Origin of the sequence: Marivita sp. S2033 (assembly GCF_046592965.1) — a bacterium.
Lineage (GTDB): Bacteria > Pseudomonadota > Alphaproteobacteria > Rhodobacterales > Rhodobacteraceae > Marivita.
Genome location: NZ_JBISBV010000007.1, coordinates 42353 through 60685, shown reverse-complemented (window position 1 = coordinate 60685; position 18333 = coordinate 42353). Strand labels below are relative to the sequence as shown.

Here is an 18333-nt window from a genome sequence, read left to right as displayed (position 1 = left end):
GACGTCGTGGTCAGGCGGCAGCGTAGCTGGTGAACACCTCGGTCGATCCATCGCGCCGGATCAGGAACACCTCGTAGGCTTCGCGTTCGCTTTCCGGACCCATGCCGGGCGAGCCGTAAGGCATGCCAGGCACTGCAAGGCCGACCGCGTCGGGGCGTTCCTTCAGGAGACGGCGAATGTCGGCGGCAGGCACATGGCCCTCGATCATGTAGCCATCGATGCGACCCGTATGGCAGGAGACCATCTCCTGCGGAATGCCGTTGTCGAGCTTGTAGCGCATCAGAAGCGTCCCGAGGCTGCGCTCGGTCGTGACGGCGAAACCGTCGTTCTCGAGGATCTCGATCCAGGCCGAGCAGCAGCCGCAGTTGGGTCCTTCATCACGTGGATCGCCGGACCGGCGCCTTGCGCGAACGCCTTCAGTGGCGCTGCCGCCAGCATGGCAGTCCCGCCGATCAGGATCATGCGGCGCGATAGATTTTCTTGGGTCATCTGGTTTTCCTCTTTCTGATTTAAATTTTTTCTGTGGAGTCAGAGATCAATCCGACGCAGCCTTAGCGCATTGCTGATGACCGAGACGGACGACAGGCTCATCGCGGCCGCCGCGATCATCGGCGAGAGCAGAAGGCCGGTGACGGGGTAGAGCAGCCCGGCCGCGATGGGCACGCCGAGCGCGTTGTAGGCGAAGGCGAAGAACAGGTTCTGCTTGATGTTGCGCAACGTGGCGCGGGCCAGTTTGCGGGCCCGAACGATACCCATCAGATCACCGCCCAAGAGCGTGATCCCGGCGCTTTCCATTGCCACGTCGGCCCCGGTGCCCATCGCGATACCGACATCGGCGGCGGCGAGGGCAGGGGCGTCGTTCACCCCGTCGCCCGCCATGGCGATCTTGCGGCCCTTGGCGCGCAGTTGGTCGATCAGCGTCTTCTTGTCTTCCGGCAACACGCCCGCGCGCACCTCGTCGATGCCGAGCTTGTCTGCCACCGCCTGCGCGGTGCGTTCGTTGTCGCCGGTCGCCATGATGATGCGCAGCCCCTGGGCATGCAGCGCGTCGATCGCCTGCGCCGTCGACTCCTTGATCGGGTCGGCCACCGCCACGATCCCCACAAGCGCCCCATCCACCGCGACAAACATCGCCGTCTTGCCGAGCGCGCGCAGGGTGTCGGCACCCGCCTCGGCATGCGCGGTATCCAGCGCCATCTCTTTCATCATCGCGGCATTGCCGAGCGACACGCTGCGTCCGCCGACCTTGCCACGCACGCCCTTGCCGGTGACGGCTTCGAAATCACTCGCCTCCTGACGGGCGGCACCCTGCGCTTCGGCGCCATCGACGATGGCCTCGGCAAGAGGGTGTTCGGATCCGCGTTCCAGTGCGGCGGCCAGCGACAGCAGGTCCGTCTCGGGCAGGTCTCCCAGCGCGATGGTGTCCGTCAGCCTTGGCTTGCCCATGGTCAGTGTGCCGGTCTTGTCGACGATCAGCGTATCGACGCCCGCCATGCGCTCCAGCGCCTCGGCGTCCTTGATCAGCACGCCCGCCTGCGCGCCGCGCCCCGCCGCTGTGGTGATCGAGATCGGCGTCGCCAGCCCAAGCGCGCAAGGGCAGGCGATGATCAACACCGAGACCGCCGAGGCGATGGCGAAGACCAGCGCCGGTTCGGGTCCGAAGATCAGCCAGACGACGAACGCGAAGATCGAGACCGCCACCACGGTCGGCACGAAGATGGCCGACACCCGGTCGGCCATTCCTTGAATCGGCGCACGCGAGCGGCGGGCGTTCGATACCATCGCCACGATCTGCGCCAGCACGGTGTCTGCACCGACCTTGCCGGCCTCGATCACGAGGCTGCCGTTGTGGTTGATCGTCGCCCCGGTCACGTCGTCGCCCGGCCCCTTTTCCACCGGCATCGACTCGCCGGTCAGCATGCTTTCGTCGAGGGAGGATCGCCCCTCGATCACCACACCATCCACCGGCACCGCATCGCCGGGGCGCACCCGCAGCCGGTCGCCCTCCATGATGTTTTCCAGCGGCGCGTCGTATTCCGTTCCATCGGGAAGGATGCGCCGCGCGGTCTTGGGTGCGAGGTCCAGCAGCGCGCGGATCGCATCGCCCGTGCGCTCGCGGGCGCGCAACTCCAGCACCTGGCCGACAAAGACCAGCGTCACGATCACCACCGCCGCCTCGAAATAGTTGCCGACGCTGTCGCCCGTTCGGTATTGTTCAGGAAACACGCCCGGCAGGAATGTTGCGACCAACGAATAGAGATAGGCCGCACCGACACCGAGGCTGATCAGGGTCCACATGTTGGGCGAGCGGTTCAGCACCGACTCCCAGCCGCGCTTGAAGAAGGGCCATGCCGCCCAGAGCACGATCGGTGTTGCCAGCAGGAATTCCAGATAGCTCGCCGTCCGGTGCCCGATCCAGTCCCGCACCGGCAGGGCCACCATTTCCCCCATTGCCAGAACAATCAACGGCACAGCCGCGACCGATGACACCCACATCCGGCGGGTGAAATCGGTCAGCTCGTCGCTCGGCTCGTCCGAGGGCAGCATCGGCTCCAATGCCATGCCGCAGATCGGACAGTCTCCGGGTTCATCGCGGATGATCTCGGGGTGCATCGGGCAGGTGTACTGGGCGTCCGCAGGGGCCGCCTTCTTGTGCCCTGCGGCTCGCCCCGAGGCGTAGAACCAGGGGTCGGCCTTGAACCTTGTCTGGCAACCCTCGGAACAGAAATGGAAGGTCTTGTCCTGAAATTCCGCGTGACGCGTGTCGGCCTCAATAGAGACCGTCATGCCGCAGACCGGATCCTTGGCTGTCTCTGTGCCTGCCGGAATGTCGGATGCCCCGTGATGATGATCATGCTCCATTGTCTTCCAGCCTTTCGATCGCTTGTTTCAGCTTGGCGCATCCCGTCTTTGGACGCTCCAACCGTTGTCTCATTGTTGGTCGTGAGTGCTTTCCACAGGCCTTCTACGCATCGCCGCCCAAAGCAGCGGCAACCCGGTGACGAGCCCGAGGCCGAGCACAGCCCACGTCGCGCGGCCAAGGTCTCCGCTGACCGCCTCACCGCCGAAATGCGCAAGCAGGAAGCTTGCCGGGATGATGCCGGCCAGTGTTGCAACCGCGAACCGCCAGGCGTGCAGGCGGCTGAGCCCGGCCGCGTAACTGATCATGTCGAAGGACACGAAGGGCAGCAGGCGGCTCGCGAATACCGTTGCCGTCAATGCATTCTGAGACCCGAACAGCCCGGCATCGACGCGGTCACCGAAGACCCGCCGCAGGACATCATGGCCCAGCACCCGCGCAAGGGCAAACGCGATCAGTGCCCCGAGTTCCGCGCCGATCACGACCAGCATCGTCCCCCAGAGGTGTCCGTAGGCCGCTCCGGCCGCCATCGCGATTGGCGCGCTCGGGATCGGGCTGGCCACGACCGCGAGGGTCATGAGCGCGACGATCACCACCGGTCCCCAGAGACCTGCTTGCGCGACCAGCATTTCCAGGCGCGCGCCGTCCAACAGCCCGCGTGCTTCGGTGAACACCGACGGCGCGAGCTGCCAGATCCCGAGCACCCCGATCCCGAGGATCGCCAGGCTCGCCAGAATGGTCGCGCGCAGGCTCATCTCAGATCGCCTCGACGGCTTTCGCCAGAAGATCGCGGACCTCGCCCGCCACGGCTGTCAGTTCGGCGTTCTCGATCGCCTGCATCGAGGCGACGGGATCGACAGCGCTGACCTCAACGCCGCCATCGACCTGGCGCAAGATGACGTTGCAGGGCAGCATCGCGCCCACCCGAGGTTCAATTTCGATCGCCTGATGCGCCATCTCCGGGTTGCAGGCGCCAAGGATGCGATAGGCCGGCATCTCGACATCGAGCTTCTTTTTCATCGTCGCGGTGACGTCGATCTCGGTCAGCACGCCAAAGCCATGATCCGCCAGTGCCTTGCGCGCGCGCACATCGACATCGTCGATATCCGCAGAGGAAATCATTCGATTGATTGTGTATGTCATTGAGACGTTCCTTTCATTCATATCCGAAGATATTTGATCAGCGCTGCGATCGCCAAAACTAGCAGCACGAGGATCAGCAGGCCGAAGAGCCAGCCAAACCCCATTCCTAAACCCATTCCGGGGCCCATTTCGTTCCAGTTCATCATCCCATCCTTCTGGTTTTCCTACCGCAGGGTGCACCGTATGGTCTGCTCTTGCGGCATCGTCCGTCAGCCCAGCGTGGCGCGGGGCCGGTAACGGGGCGCTTTACCCGAGCGCCCCGTTCGGATCAGACCGACGCCGTGACCGCGAACTCGGTCATCATCCCGCTTGCGAGGTGCGGCATGTGGTGACAGTGCAGCATCCAGCGCGCAGACTCGCCCGCATCGAGTGCGACATCGACTATCGACATCGGCGGCACGTGGACCGTGTCGCGCAGGGCACCGGTAACCCGCCTTCCGTTCAGGCCGACGACTTGGAACACATGCCCGTGCAGATGCATCGGATGGGCCATCATAGACATGTTGTGAAACGATAGCACGACCCGCTCGCCGCTGCGCGCGGTGATCGGCTGGTGCTGGCCCCAGACCGCCCCGTTGATCGTCCAGAGATAGGGCTGCATCGTGCCGCCCAGCATCAGCATCTGCCTGCGGTCCACCGGTCTGTCCGGCAGGCCATTCAGCGCGATCAAGCCCGCTTCCTGCGCGAGATCGGTGTCAAACGCGGGTGCTTCTGACTCCGCAACGGCATCGAGACGCCGAACCTCGGCACCCTGCGTGGCGAGGATCAGGCCGGTACGCTCGCGCGCGCCTTCGCGCAACGCGAGGATCGGCCATGCGCCGCCTTCGTTCGGCAGGTCGATCTCCAGATCCAGACGCTGGCCCATCGCCAGCCCGAACCGCGTGCCCGGGACGGGCTGCACGGCCTGTCCGTCCACGGCGACAAGGCGTGCCTCGGCCGTCCCGGTCTCGACCCAGAACACCGTCGCCGCGGCGGCGTTGATGACGCGCAGGCGGATGCGTCCTCCACGCTCGACCCGCACCACATCCGGGTCCGACAGCGTCCGGTCATTGGCAAGATACGCGTCCCAGTCATAATCGTTCAGGTCCATGGCCATGCCACGCATCTGGCCGCCCATGCCCATCATCCCGCCCATGCCGCCCATGGTTCCTTGGCCCATACCGTCCATCGCCCCCGTGCCTCGCATGGGCATGCCTTGCCGGGTTTGCGCATTTGCGGCGTGATCAGCGTTGATCTCCGCCAGAACCTCCTCCGGTGTCTTGAAGGAGAAATCATGCAGGAACATAACGACCTCTTGCCGGTCAGCAGCGATCTCGTCTTGCGAGCGCACGATCAGCGGCGCGGCAAGCAGTCGCATCTCCTGGATCGGCACATGGCTGTGCATCCAATGCGTGCCCGGCCGCGCCTCGAAATCGTAAGGTCGGGTCTCACCCGGGGCGAGCAGCGGCATCGGCATGTCCGGCACGCCGTCCTGCACATTGGGCGGGATCTGGCCATGCCAGTGGATGATGGTGCCCACGTCGAGATCGTTGGTCAGATCGACCCGGAACCTCTGGCCGGGGTCGAGCACCAATCCCTGACCATTGGGACCGGCAAGGCCAAAGACAGTGGCCGCGCGTCCGTCGATGTCGAGCGTCCGTGTGGCGGCCGAGAGGCTGATCGCCGGCCCGGTCTGCGCAAACGCAAGACGGGGCATCTGAGCCGCCGCAATGGCGGCAGCACTGGCGGCGAGAAAGCCGCGTCGTGTAAGGGTAGTCATGGTTGTCTCCTCGGGACATCACGTCCCGTTCATCAAAACCGATGGGACGCCGCGGGCACTTGCCCGGGCGCTCTTAGAGGAGACGGAGCTTGGGAGGTCGGTCGTTCAGCCCCGGCGCACGGCTGACGTGACTTGCCTCGGACGGAAAATCATGGCTGGCCGGACCGAAGGCGTGTCCGGATTCGCCGGATGGCGATGTCAGGAAGGCCGAGACACCCGCACAGACGAACTCGCACATCCCCCCATCGCCCGCGCCACAGGGCTGCCCGGCGTCACAGGTGCGTTCCGCAATGTTGGTCGAATGCACCATGCCTGCGACATGCGATTCCCGATCCGCACCGGAACTCGCACTCATACCCGCAGCATGCGCAGAGGCGAACGTCGTCACCAAGGTGATCGCAAGTATGGCAAGGAAGGTGACGAGGCGGCTGATCATGGTGTCAAAATAGGTGCTGCGCACGAGAATGTCCATTGTCCCCGAAGTCAGGCTTCGGGCAGAACTACACCTCTGCGTGAAGCAGACGAGCTTATGTCGTGATCGGGCCCCGAAATCTTGAGATAGGGTGTGGGGAATATAATGGCGCTGGGTTTGCTCGTCGCTGTTCTTTGCGATCGGCCGTTTCCCGGCATTGCATCCAATGCCGACGTATCGGCGCAGGTGATCGCGCAAGCCCCTTGTAATCTTTGCGAGGTGCTGGATCGTGGTGCACCTGGGTCGGGCACAACTGTCGTCTGAAATACTGGGAATAGTCGCGTGTCTCGCTTCTAAATTGGTATTGACAATACCAATTATATGGGCAGGATAATAGGTACTTCAAATACCACAAACCAAGCGGACATGACTGCGGGCCCGTGCGAGTCGCCCGCGTCAGCGATCGTGCGCAGCCCCGCTTCTCAGGTGGAAGGAGGCGTCCTTTGGCATATGAGTTGGCTCTGAAACAGATCGAACCCGTCACCCGTCAAGGACGAACAGATCGTCGAGGAGACGTGCTGACATCGGCGTTTCAATGGGAGGAGACAGTGGCCGACACGATCCACGACCTGCAAGACACGCGTGTCCGAAACATTGCCGCGAACCTGCCCGGTGCCTCCGCCGTCTTTCGCCGCTTCGCGATAGAGCTCTGCTGTCACGGCCACATCCCCCTGATCGACGCCGATACCCATCGCAATATCAATCTGACGGAAGTGCATAAGGCGCTGGCCGGTTTTGAGCTCAAAGCCCACCACGACGCGCCGCGAGACACATACGATCTGATCGAACACATCCATCTGGAAACCAACGTCCCATTCCCCCGGTTCGAAGCCACGCCCGGAACCTGACTTCAAGCCGATCCTGTTCGCGAGGAGGCTATGATGACCGAAGCAACACTCCAACAAAGCCCGGAGCACGACGACCGCGGGTTCTTTATCCGGTGGTTCATGTCCACCAATCACAAGGACATCGGCGTCCTGTACCTCTTTGCGTCCGCCGCGGTCGGGCTGATCGCCGTGGTCTTGTCGGTCATGATGCGGATCGAGCTGATGGAGCCGGGGGTGCAGTTCATGTGCCGCGAAGGCCTGCGGCTCTGGCCCTCGGCGGCCACCTGCACGCCGGACGGGCACCTGTGGAACATCATCGTCACCTATCACGGCCTGCTGATGATGTTCTTTGTCGTGATTCCGGCGCTGTTCGGCGGCTTTGGCAACTATTTCATGCCGCTGATGATCGGCGCGCCCGACATGGCATTTCCGCGCCTGAACAACCTCAGTTTCTGGCTGTTCCTCGCGGGTACGACACTGGCAATCGCCTCGTTCATCGCGCCGGGCGGAGATGGCTCGCACGGCGCCGGGGTCGGCTGGACGCTTTATGCGCCGCTCTCGGTGCATGACGGCGGCATGTCGATGGATCTGGCGATCTTCGCGATCCATGTGTCCGGGGCCAGCTCGATCCTCGGCGCGATCAACATGATCACCACATTCCTCAACATGCGTGCGCCGGGCATGACCCTGTTCAAGGTTCCGCTGTTCGCGTGGTCGATCTTCGTCACTGCGTGGATGCTTCTGATGGCGGTGCCGGTTCTCGCCGGAGCTGTCACCATGCTGCTGGTCGATCGCAACTTCGGCACGACGTTTTTCGACCCGTCCGGCGGCGGCGATCCGATGCTCTATCAACACCTCTTCTGGTTCTTCGGCCATCCCGAAGTTTATATCGTCGTGCTGCCCGGCTTCGGCATCGTCAGCCACGTCATTTCAACCTTCGCCCGCAAGCCGATCTTCGGGTATCTCGCAATGGTCTGGGCGCTGATCGCCATCAGTGGGCTGGGCTTTGTCGTCTGGGCGCATCACATGTTCACCTCGGGCATGTCGATCACGCAGCAAAGCTTCTTTCAGGTTGCCTCCGTCACCATCGCGGTGCCGACCGGGATCAAAATCTTCTCGTGGCTTGCGACCGCATGGGGCGGCTCGATTGAGTTCAAGACACCGATGCTCTTTGCCTTTGGTTTCATTTTCCTGTTCACCGTCGGCGGCGTCACCGGCGTTGTCGTCGCGCAGGCGAGCGTGGATCGCGCCTATCACGACACCTATTATGTTGTGGCCCATTTTCATTATGTCATGAGCCTCGGCGCGGTGTTCGCGCTGATCGCGGGGGTGTATTACTGGATCGCCAAGATGTCGGGCCGACAATATCCGGAATGGGCCGGCAAGCTGCATTTCTGGATGTTCTTCATCGGCGCAAACCTGACATTCTTCCCGCAACATTTCCTTGGCCGTCAGGGCATGCCGCGCCGCTATATCGACTACCCCGAAGCGTTCCGTTTCTGGAACGAGATCTCAAGCTGGGGCGCGCTGCTGTCCTTTGCCTCGTTCCTGCTGTTCATCGGCATTGTGTTCTACACCCTCTTGGCCGGCAAACGCGAAACGCGGCCCAGCTACTGGAACGATTTTGCCGACACTCTGGAATGGACTTTGCCCACGCCGCTGCCCGAGCATACCTTTGAACACCTGCCCGAACCCGAAGATTGGCAGCGACAAGCGACATCCTGAAGACCTGTCTCAATGGAACAGTCGCATCAACCCAAGGCTCGGCAGAGCTTGGTGGGAGATGAGGTCTGCGATGCCGTCGTGCCAACGGTTCAGACATCACGGTTTCCCTGCGCTACTCGCTTTCGAACTGGGAAACGGCTAGTCTTCTCGTTGAACCGCCGTAGATCTACGACGACAGGCAAAAAGGAACTTCAGAATGGAACATCAGGTTGTTATCGTGACCGGCGGCGCCGCTGGAATTGGCGGCGCGATCACGGCCGAACTGGTGCGGCTTGGCGCGCATATCGTGGCTGTCGATCTCAACGACGAGGCAGGTCGCAAATTTGCCGAGGCCCACCCCGATCACGTTGCGTTCCTGGAAGGCGACATTTCCAGCGAACAGGTGGCCAAGGACGCGGTTGCGCTTGCGGTATCGACATTCGGGAAACTTACCGGACTGGTGAACAATGCGCACGCATCCCGGCAAAAACCGTTGCTGGATCACACGCCGGAGGATTGGGCGCTGTCCTTTGACACGGGCTTTTGGGGGACGCTGAACTTTATGAAAGCCGCGCATCCCGAACTTGCCAAGACGAAAGGCTCAATCGTGAATTTCGGGTCGGGTGCGGCCTTGAACGGCCAGAAAAATCAGGCCAGCTATGCGGCCGCCAAAGAGGCGATCCGCGGGTTGAGCCGCGTCGCGGCCAATGAATGGGCCGAAGACGGAATTCGCGTCAATGTTGTATGTCCGCTGGCCCTGACCGAGGGCGTCGCAAAGTGGAAAGACGCCCACCGCGATCAATATGACGAAGTTGCCGCCAAAGTCCCGCTTGGCCGGTTTGGCGATCCGCAAAAGGATATCGCTCCGGTCGTCGCGTTCCTGCTGGGCGATGGCAGTCAGTACATGACCGGGCAAACGCTGATGGCAGACGGTGGCGGGACCATGCTGCGATAAAAGACCCGGCAAAGCGCTTCGGTGCGCTTTGCCTTTGGTCCTACGCGTGCTGGTTCTGACGCGTTTTCGTAAACCGGTAAATCAGCATTGCGATCAGCGTGTATCCGAACGCCAGAGCGATCTGCAATTGTACGGCCCCCGCGATATCTTGCGGTGTTGCGCCCATCTGATTGACCGCGACAAAGGCTGAAATCGCGCTGGAGGAGGGCACAAGCAGCGAAATGACACGCAGTTTGTCCGGAATGGATTCGATGGGCCAGGCGATACCGGACAGGAAAAACAGCGGCACACCCATGACCACCAGAAAAAACACCACACCCTCGCGCCACGGGATGATCAGCGCGATGGCAAAACCCATCGCGGTACAGGCGCAGAGGAACGGAAGCGCAATCAACATGAGTGTGCCGAATTCGCCAGTGCGGGGGATTGAGCGGGTTTCAAAAAAGCCCTGCTCAGATGAATCACTCGTTTGAGCAATCGTTTGTTCAATCAGAGCAAACGATAGTTCACCCAGTTTTGTCAAATTCTTTTTTAACTTTTCGGAGGACCGGCGGACTGGCGAACGATCAATTCGCCCGGCGCAAGCAACACTTCGCCGGTCTCCGCCTCACTGCCATCGACCTGGCCAACCAGCCGCTTGACCGCAACCTCTCCCATGAGTGCCGTAGGGAGGGCCACCGTAGTGACTGCGGGAAAGACCACCCGCGCCAGAAGATCATCGTGCATCGTGACCAACGAGATATCCTTGGGCACCTGATATCCCAATGCATGCAGCCGTGCGATTGCCGCCGCACCTGTCAGAAGCGTCGCCGCATGGATCGCTGTCACGTTCTGCTCAAGCAGCTTGTCCACCGCGCCCGAGACCCGAGCCGGATCATAGCCTGCCTCGACGATCAGCGCCTCGTCTACCGGAAGTCCCGTCTCCGTCAGCGCCTGTGCCCAGCCCTCGCGCCGCATTTCGCCGTTGAACCGCCCCAGCCGCCCGGCAAGATGACCGATGCGTGTATGACCGAGCTCTATCAAATGCCTGACCCCGATCAACGCCGCCGCCCGCGTGTCAATCGCTATGCAATGACTGTCGCCGGGCAGCACCCGGTTCATGATCACATGCGGTCGATCGGTGCTCATCAGCGTTTGCCGCAGTTCTTCGTCCTCGTCGAAGCTGGCGATGATCACGCCCTCGATCATGTTCGAACTCGACACATCGCGGATGATCGAACTGACCCCGCCACCCTTGTCATATGCCACGACCAGCGCATAGCCCGCCTTGCGCGCCTCGATCTCAGCGCCGATGATGGCCGACGCGAAAATCGGATTCTCGATCTGTGGAACCACCATCAATATCGTTTGCGACCGCGCGGTCTTGAGCGCTCGGGCAGCGGGGTTTCCCTTGTAGCCGAGCGCTTCGGCCGCGCCGGTGATTCGAGCGCGCGTTTCCGCTGACGCACGGCCCTTGTCCTGCAAGACGCGTGACACTGTCGATACGTCCACACCTGCCGCCTCGGCGACATCACGAAGCGTGACGGTTTTTTGAGGAGCCTGATAAGGCAAACGATTGGTCATCTTAAGTTAATTATTTTTTATGTGCATATCACAGGATAGACCGAGCCGCCCGGCAGACCAAGCTGGAATTGGCACAAGCCGTAATGCGAACCACTGAAACAGCGCTGATCCCCGAGCGTCGGGCGAAAACGCGGTTTTCCGAGAGCTTAATGGCAATTCGTCATCTATGGCCTTTCCATCCCGTCGCGGCGTGATAGCTCAGGCATATGGTGTTGAGCGTCAAAGATGTGGCCAAGAGCTATCCGAGTGCCGAGGGAACGAGTGCTGTTCTGCGCGGCGTCGATCTGGAGATGGCGGCCGGTGAAACGCTTGCGCTCACGGGCGAATCCGGATCGGGGAAAAGCACGTTGCTGCATCTGATCGGGGGGCTGGACACTGCGGACAACGGCTCGATCCTTGTCGATGGGCGGGATGTGGCGGCGCTCGACGACACCGGGCGCGCGGCGTTGCGCCGGTCCGTGGTGAGCGTGATTTTCCAGCAATTCAACTTGATCCCGTCGCTTTCAGTTCAGGCCAATATCGCATTTCAGGCGCGTCTTGCGGGAGTTTATGACCCGTCGCACCTAACGCACCTCGCCTCAAAGCTCGGCCTGTCGTCGCAACTGGACAAGTACCCCGAAGCCCTGTCCGGGGGCCAACAGCAGCGCGTTGCGATCGCACGTACACTCGCGGCGCGGCCCAAGCTGGTGCTGGCAGATGAACCCACCGGCAATCTTGACGAAGCGACCGCTGCGGAGGTGTTGGATCAGATGCTGGAACTCGTGACGGATACCGGCGCGGGGCTGCTGGTGGTCACACATTCCCCCGTTATCGCGGCGCGCATGGGGCGGCGGGTGCACCTCAGTCAGGGACGGCTGGCGTGATCCGGGCGACGCTGGGCGCGCTGGTGTCGCATTGGCGGCGCAACGGGCTGCAATTCTTTGCGCTAATCAGCGGTTTGGCGCTGGCGACGGCGCTTTGGTCCGGCGTGCAGGCGATCAACTCCGAAGCCCGTGCCAGCTATGACGCCGCTGCCGCGACCTTGGGCGAGGGGCAATTCGACCAGTTGCTCCCGCGTGCGGGTGACACAGTTCCGCAGGAGAGCTACATCGCGCTGCGCCGTGCCGGCTGGCAGGTGTCGCCTGTCCTCGAAGGGCGGCTTTCCACCGGGTCAGGCTCTGTCCGACTGATCGGTCTCGACCCGCTGAGCGCGCCCGGCACAATCGCGCCGGTCGGAATGCAGAGCGGTGACGACCTTGGGGATTTCCTGTCCAGCGGTCTGATCTTTGCGGATGCGACGGTTGCAAAGCGCCTCGACGGAACCGTAACGCAAAAGATCATCGTCGATCCGAATACCGCACCGAACGTTGCGCTGACGGATATCGGGGTGGCGCAATCGTTGCTGAAGTCGCCGGACAGATTGAGCCGTTTGATCGTCAATCCCGATCAACCGATGGGCATGCCCGAGTTGCAGACGGTCGTGCCGGACCTCGTGCGCCAAGCGGCACAAGAGGGCGGTGCGGAGCGCCTGACCGACAGCTTTCATTTGAACCTGACGGCCTTCGGCCTGCTGAGTTTCGCGGTCGGGATTTTCATCGTCCACGGAACCATCAGCCTCGCGTTTGAACAGCGGCGCGGCATGGTGCGCACACTGCGCGCTTTGGGCGTGCCATTGCGCGTTCTGGTCGGATTGATGATCGCGGAATTGGCGGGGCTGGCCTTGGTTGCGGGGGCCATCGGCGTGGCCTTGGGATATGTGATCGCGGCGCTGCTGTTGCCCAATGTCGCAGCGACACTGCAAGGCCTCTACGGGGCGGCTGTTGGCGGGACGCTGCAATTGCGCGCCGAGTGGTGGGTGTCGGGTTTGGCGATTGCCGTGATCGGCACCGGCTTTGCTGCGGCGGGCGCGCTTTGGAAGATTGCCAGGATGCCGCTTTTGGCCAGCGCACGACCGCGCGCGTGGGCGGTGGCATCGGGGCGCACCGCGTGGCGTCTGGGCGCGATTGCGGCGGTGCTGTTCGCCGTTGGCGCGGGAATTGCGGTCTGGGGGCAGGGGTTGGCCCTTGGCTTTGCGCTTCTGGCCTGCCTGCTGATCGGCGCGGCGCTGATGTTGCCGCTCGTGTTGCGCGGCGCGGTCAACGCGGCAAGTCGCGGCGCACGGAGCGTGATGTGGCAATGGTTCTGGGCCGACACACGCCAGCAGGTGCCGGGGCTGAGCCTTGCGCTGATGGCGCTTTTGCTGGCCACGGCGGCCAATGTCGGTGTGTCCACCATGGTGTCGAGCTTTCGGGTGACCTTTGTCGATTTCCTCGATCAACGGCTCGCGCCCGAGCTTTACGTGCAAATCGACACCGAGGCTGAAAGCGCCGAGCTAGAGGCGTATCTGCAAGCCAACGCCAGCGAGGTATTGCCGCGCCTGACGGTCGATATCGACATCGCCGGTGTGGAAACCGAGCTTTACGGCGTTCGCGTCGGCCCGACCTACCGTGAGAGCTGGGTGTTGCTGGCCGAAAGCGCAAACGCATGGGACCGCGTGGCGGCCGGAGATGCAATCGTGGTCAGCGAGCAACTGGCGCGACGTGCGAAGCTCTGGACCGGGGACGACATCCCTGTCACGCCCGATACGCGCCTGCCCATCGTGGGGGTCGTCGCCGATTACGGCAATCCTCTTGGGCAGGCCGTGATCTCGGAACCGCTGTTCAACACCCTGTTCCCGGATCAGGTGCCTCTGCAATTTGGCGTGCGCACCGATATGGCGGACGCGCTGCGCGAACAACTGGTCGAGGAGTTCGGGCTTGCCGACGCCGCGATTGTCGACCAGTCGCGGATCAAGACCATCTCGCTGAACGTATTCGAGCGTACATTCACCGTCACCGGTGCGCTCAATATCCTGACACTTGCCGTTGCAGCCTTTGCCATCCTGATGAGCCTCCTGACGCTCGCCTCCATCCGCTTGCCGCAACTGGCACCAGCCTGGGCGCTGGGGCTGACGCGCCGGACCTTGGGGCGGCTGGAATTGTTGCGCGCCGTCTTGTTGGCGATGATCACCACGCTCCTCGCCATCCCCTTGGGGCTGGTACTGGCCTGGGTCTTGTTGTCATACGTCAATGTGGAGGCGTTCGGATGGAAACTGCCGATGTATCTCTTTCCGGCCCATTACGCGCGTCTTGCCGGCTTTGCGCTGCTGGCGGCCGCCTTGGCAGCGCTATGGCCCGCGCGACGGCTGACCCGCATGCCGCCCGCCGAACTTTTGAAGGTATTTGCCAATGATCGCTAGGCTTTGCGCAGTGTTCCTGATGTTCCCCTCGCCCGCCGCAGCACAGGGATTTGCCGGTTTGGGGAGCGAAGCCGAAGGCTTTTCCGTGCCACAGCCCAACCCCGGCTTCGAGTTCCCGGAGGATCACGGCGTGCACCCGGACTTCCGCATCGAGTGGTGGTATCTGACCGCCAATCTTCAAGGCGACAACGGGCGCAGCTATGGCGTGCAATGGACCTTGTTCCGCTCTGCTCTGGCCCCGGAGACGCGTGCGGGATGGAGCGACCCTCAAATCTGGTTCGCCCATGCCGCGGTAACCACGCCAGACGCGCATTTCGTCGCCGAACGCATCGCGCGGGGCGGCATCGGACAGGCCGGCGTGACGACCGAGCCGTTCTCCGCATGGATCGACGATTGGCAAATGGCCGGACCGTCCTTTGCAGACATGACCCTGACCGCCAGCGGCGAGATGTTTCGCTACGCTCTGGATTTGCGCGCGACCGGCCCCTTGGTGTTTCACGGCCAGGACGGCTTCTCGGTCAAATCGGCGCAAGGTCAGGCGAGTTATTATTATTCCCAGCCTTTCTTTGACGTGAGCGGCACGCTGAATCTGCCCGACGGTCCGGTGGCCGTCGCAGGCACGGCCTGGCTCGACAGGGAATGGTCATCGCAACCGCTGGCCGAGAGCCAATCCGGGTGGGACTGGTTCTCGCTCTCGTTCGACACCGGCGAAAAGCTGATGGGTTTCCTGCTGCGCGAAGACGATGGCAGCGCCTATTCGTCTGCCACATGGATCGCGCAGGACGGCATGACAACTGCCTTTCCCGACGGCGCGTTTGCCGCACAACCCCTGTCCACGCACAGCGTCGCGGGGCGGGATGTGCCGGTGGTCTGGGCCGTGCAGTTACCGGAGCAAGACCTTGACGTGACCGTCAGGGCGCTCAACCCGGATGCGTGGATGGACGTATCAATCCCCTATTGGGAAGGGCCGGTTACAATCGAAGGCAGCCATGCCGGACAGGGATATCTAGAGATGACGGGATATGACTGAGGCCACCGCGCTTGGCGCGTTTCTCGATGCCGGTTGGCATGTGCTGGCGCAAGGGCTTTCGGACACAGCGGCAGCGGCGCGCCATCCGGTTCTTGCAACCGTGTCGCCCAACGGCTGGCCCGAAGCCCGGACGGTGGTCCTGCGCGGCGCGGATCGTCGCGAGGGCGTGATCGAAATCCACACCGATGGCGGGTCGAGCAAGATCGCGTCCCTCAAGGCCACGCCGCGTGCACAGCTCCATATCTGGGACGCGACCTCCGCAATCCAGTTGCGGTTGTCCACATCCGTCACACTGCGCTCAGGACCGGCGGTGGCTGACAGATGGCGCGATGTGCCAGACGATTCGCGGATGGCCTACGGCGCGTCTCCAGCGACCGGAACCGCGATACCGACGGCTGGAGCCTATGAAAAACGCGCCAGTTTCGACAGCTTCACCGTCATGTTCTGCCACATTGTCGCGTTCGAGATCATGCAACTCTCCGACCCGCATAAACGCGCTGTTTTCAAAGGCGACGATGGTTGGAAAGGCTCGTGGATCGTTCCCTGAGAAGGCAAGAATCCAACGCCAGATGGAATATCCACTCGTTCCGGTTTTGCATTTTTTCTTGCCATGACCCTCGATTTAGGTAACGTGCGCGCAACGGCCCGATGGTCGGTACGATAAAAAGATCGGTTGCGCCCCCATGTTTGGCAGCAATCGAATGAGATGGGACGGCAGGGGAGAGCCGTCCCATTTTTTTGTCCGCAAACTTATCCACACATCACCTGTCGCGCCGCGCGCTCCGCCATGCGTCCCATGCCTCTGGCGTATCAAGATCGGTGAGAGCGCGACGACCGCAAAGTGGCACGTGCACAAGCCGCGCCCGGTTGGCGGTGATGATCGCCTTGGCGCCGCGATCCCCGGTCAGCCCGGCAAAGGCCGGAACCAGGTCGGCCGGAAAAACCACCGGATGACCCGGCGTGCCATCCGCGCCTGTAGCCTGAACGATAAACGCGCAATCCGCTGCATGAAAGACATCCAGAATCTTGCGCAAATCCGCGCCGGTGATGTCGGGCATGTCGGCAGGCAAAACCAGAACGCCTGACACATCACCGGGAAGGGAGTGCGCCGCGCGCCGTAGCGACGCCGCCATGCCGTCCGATGCATCCGGCACCTCGATCACCCGAACTTGCGCGCCCCGCAAGACATCCGCGCGCCTTGATTGCGCCGATGGCAAGGTCACGAACACCAGATCGGACGCGCTCAGCGCCCGATCCGTCACGAGGCGCAACAACGGCTGTCCTGCCACCTGTTCCAGCAACTTGTCGCGTCCGGCCATGCGGCGGCTGGCCCCGGCGGCGGGAATCACGATGGCAACTCTGCTCATGCCCGTCTCCGGTTCGAAATACCTCGGGGAGTTTGAGGGGCTGGCCCCTCAACCGCGCCGTTCAATCCTGGACCAGCGGCCGGATCTTGAGCGCCGTGATCCGGTTGTGATCGCGCGCCACCACTTCAAAGCGGAAGCCGTGAAAGCTGAACACCTGACCGACCGTCGGGATCATCTGCGCTTCGTGGATCACCAGACCGGCCACGGTGTTGGCCTCGTCATCGGGTAGCGTCCAGTCCATCGCGCGGTTCACATCGCGAATGGTCATTGCGCCGTCGATCCAGAAATTGCCGTCTTCACCACGCTCGACAGGGTGTTCGCCGTCGGGGTCGAACTCGTCGGTGATCTCGCCCACGATTTCCTCAAGAATATCCTCAAGCGTGATCAGCCCCTGCAATGCGCCATATTCATCCACCACCAGCGCAAAATGCGTGCGGCGGCGCAGGAATTGGCGCATCTGGTCATCCAGAGAGGTGCTTTCGGGGATGAAATACGGCTTCATCGCAACATCGGCGAATTTGAAATTACGCATTTCCTCCAGCGGGCGGTCGCTTTCCTGCATGAACTGGTACATCGACCGAAACAAATCCTTGGCGTGCACCACGCCGATGATGTTCTCCGGCTCGCCCCGATAGACGGGCAGGCGGGTGTGGTTGGATTGCAGGCACTGCTTCAGGATGTTCTGCGGTTCGTGATCGGCATTGATCATCTCGATACCAGAGCGATGCAACATGATTTCCTCGACCGTGCGGTCGCTGAGATCAAGCGCGCCAAGGATGCGGTCGCGGTCTTCCTTTTCGACAACGCCTTCGGAATGACCCAGATGCAGCGCGCCGGCGATTTCCTCGCGCACGGCGTGAATATGGCTGTCAGGGTCGGTCTTGACGCCAAAGATGCCCAGAACTCCGCGCACCAGAACACGCACCGCGCTGACGACGGGGGAAAACACGGTGATGACCAGCGCGATCACAGGCGACACCCGGCTGGCGGCGGATTCGGGATTGGTGATGGCGTAAGTCTTGGGCAGCACTTCGGCAAAGACCAGAACCAGCACCGTCATCACCAGCGTCGCCAGCGCCACGCCGGATTCGCCGAACAGCCGCGTGAACAGCGCCGTGGCAAGCGACGTGGCCAGGATATTGACCAGATTGTTGCCCAAGAGGACAGACCCGATCAGACGCTCGTTGTCCTCAGTGATCAGCAGCGCGCGGTCGGCCCCTTTTGATCCCCGGTCCGACATGGAGCGCAACTTGCCGCGAGAGGCGGCCGTCAGGGCGGTTTCCGACCCGCTGAAAAAGGCGGACAGCACGAGCAGTCCAAGAATAGAGGCGGCGGTGATCCAGAGTGCGGCATCGGCCGCGGTAGATGCGGGTTCCATTGAGTCCAACGTTGAGAAA

At 62.4% G+C, this 18333-nt stretch carries 17 protein-coding genes and 1 pseudogene; 7 read left to right on the top strand and 11 right to left on the bottom strand.

All coding sequences use genetic code 11. The features are described from left to right. Positions 1-10: 10 nt before the first annotated feature. The 7 genes and pseudogenes from ACGKZZ_RS12935 to ACGKZZ_RS12905 all read right to left on the bottom strand — a co-directional run bounded on the left by ACGKZZ_RS12935 (position 11) and on the right by ACGKZZ_RS12905 (position 6234). Positions 11-489: pseudogene (locus ACGKZZ_RS12935) on the bottom strand (DUF411 domain-containing protein). Between the two features lie 39 nt (positions 490-528). Beyond that, positions 529-2862, bottom strand: coding sequence for a heavy metal translocating P-type ATPase (locus tag ACGKZZ_RS12930; RefSeq protein WP_411223995.1), 2334 nt, complete (start codon positions 2860-2862; stop codon positions 529-531). 69 nt (positions 2863-2931) lie between these two features. Then, positions 2932-3615, bottom strand: coding sequence for a TVP38/TMEM64 family protein (locus ACGKZZ_RS12925; protein ID WP_411223994.1), 684 nt, complete (start codon positions 3613-3615; stop codon positions 2932-2934). Between the two features lies 1 nt (position 3616). Then, the gene (locus ACGKZZ_RS12920; RefSeq protein ID WP_411223993.1) at positions 3617-4003 is read right to left on the bottom strand and encodes a DUF302 domain-containing protein; all 387 of its coding nucleotides are present in this window, start codon (positions 4001-4003) and stop codon (positions 3617-3619) included. 17 nt (positions 4004-4020) lie between these two features. Further along, positions 4021-4149, bottom strand: coding sequence for a hypothetical protein (locus tag ACGKZZ_RS12915; protein ID WP_411223992.1), 129 nt, complete (start codon positions 4147-4149; stop codon positions 4021-4023). 122 nt (positions 4150-4271) lie between these two features. After that, on the bottom strand, positions 4272-5762 hold the full coding sequence (locus ACGKZZ_RS12910; protein ID WP_411223991.1) for a multicopper oxidase family protein: 1491 nt from the start codon (positions 5760-5762) through the stop codon (positions 4272-4274). Positions 5763-5835: 73 nt separating this feature from the next. Further along, on the bottom strand, positions 5836-6234 hold the full coding sequence (locus ACGKZZ_RS12905; protein WP_411223990.1) for a hypothetical protein: 399 nt from the start codon (positions 6232-6234) through the stop codon (positions 5836-5838). Between the two features lie 443 nt (positions 6235-6677). On the opposite strand from ACGKZZ_RS12905, the gene ACGKZZ_RS12900 reads away from it, so the two are divergent. The 3 genes from ACGKZZ_RS12900 to ACGKZZ_RS12890 all read left to right on the top strand — a co-directional run bounded on the left by ACGKZZ_RS12900 (position 6678) and on the right by ACGKZZ_RS12890 (position 9720). Further along, complete coding sequence (locus ACGKZZ_RS12900) at positions 6678-7082, top strand: DUF542 domain-containing protein (RefSeq protein ID WP_411223989.1); 405 nt, start codon at positions 6678-6680, stop codon at positions 7080-7082. Positions 7083-7115: 33 nt separating this feature from the next. Next, a complete protein-coding gene (gene ctaD, locus ACGKZZ_RS12895; protein WP_411223988.1) occupies positions 7116-8786 on the top strand; it encodes a cytochrome c oxidase subunit I in 1671 nt (556 codons plus the stop codon). A gap of 196 nt (positions 8787-8982) precedes the next feature. Further along, positions 8983-9720: an SDR family NAD(P)-dependent oxidoreductase gene (locus tag ACGKZZ_RS12890; protein ID WP_411223987.1), complete on the top strand. Its 738-nt coding sequence runs from the start codon at positions 8983-8985 to the stop codon at positions 9718-9720. Positions 9721-9760: 40 nt separating this feature from the next. Here the strand turns inward: ACGKZZ_RS12890 and ACGKZZ_RS12885 are convergent, their stop codons facing one another. After that, a complete protein-coding gene (locus tag ACGKZZ_RS12885) occupies positions 9761-10243 on the bottom strand; it encodes an ABC transporter permease (RefSeq protein ID WP_411223986.1) in 483 nt (160 codons plus the stop codon). Between the two features lie 8 nt (positions 10244-10251). Further along, positions 10252-11283 carry a LacI family DNA-binding transcriptional regulator gene (locus ACGKZZ_RS12880; RefSeq protein WP_411223985.1) on the bottom strand — a complete coding sequence of 344 codons (1032 nt, stop codon included), beginning with the start codon at positions 11281-11283 and terminating at the stop codon, positions 10252-10254. A 206-nt stretch (positions 11284-11489) separates the two neighbouring features. Between ACGKZZ_RS12880 and ACGKZZ_RS12875 the strand changes: the two genes are divergently transcribed. From ACGKZZ_RS12875 to ACGKZZ_RS12860, 4 genes are read left to right on the top strand one after another with little or no spacing between them, the layout of a single operon-like run. Beyond that, positions 11490-12146: an ABC transporter ATP-binding protein gene (locus tag ACGKZZ_RS12875; RefSeq protein WP_411223984.1), complete on the top strand. Its 657-nt coding sequence runs from the start codon at positions 11490-11492 to the stop codon at positions 12144-12146. Further along, a complete protein-coding gene (locus ACGKZZ_RS12870; protein WP_411223983.1) occupies positions 12143-14539 on the top strand; it encodes an FtsX-like permease family protein in 2397 nt (798 codons plus the stop codon). The genes ACGKZZ_RS12875 and ACGKZZ_RS12870 overlap by 4 nt, the downstream gene beginning before the upstream one ends. Further along, complete coding sequence (locus tag ACGKZZ_RS12865) at positions 14529-15569, top strand: lipocalin-like domain-containing protein (protein WP_411223982.1); 1041 nt, start codon at positions 14529-14531, stop codon at positions 15567-15569. Before ACGKZZ_RS12870 ends, ACGKZZ_RS12865 begins: the two co-directional genes overlap by 11 nt. Further along, the gene (locus ACGKZZ_RS12860; protein ID WP_411223981.1) at positions 15562-16116 is read left to right on the top strand and encodes a pyridoxamine 5'-phosphate oxidase family protein; all 555 of its coding nucleotides are present in this window, start codon (positions 15562-15564) and stop codon (positions 16114-16116) included. The genes ACGKZZ_RS12865 and ACGKZZ_RS12860 overlap by 8 nt, the downstream gene beginning before the upstream one ends. 214 nt (positions 16117-16330) lie before the next feature. On the opposite strand, the gene ACGKZZ_RS12855 is transcribed toward ACGKZZ_RS12860, so the two are convergent. Both ACGKZZ_RS12855 and ACGKZZ_RS12850 read right to left on the bottom strand, forming a co-directional pair. Continuing rightward, a complete protein-coding gene (locus ACGKZZ_RS12855) occupies positions 16331-16936 on the bottom strand; it encodes an NTP transferase domain-containing protein (RefSeq protein WP_411223980.1) in 606 nt (201 codons plus the stop codon). A 61-nt stretch (positions 16937-16997) separates the two neighbouring features. Next, positions 16998-18314 carry an HlyC/CorC family transporter gene (locus tag ACGKZZ_RS12850; protein ID WP_411223979.1) on the bottom strand — a complete coding sequence of 439 codons (1317 nt, stop codon included), beginning with the start codon at positions 18312-18314 and terminating at the stop codon, positions 16998-17000. Between the last annotated feature and the right edge of the window lie 19 nt (positions 18315-18333).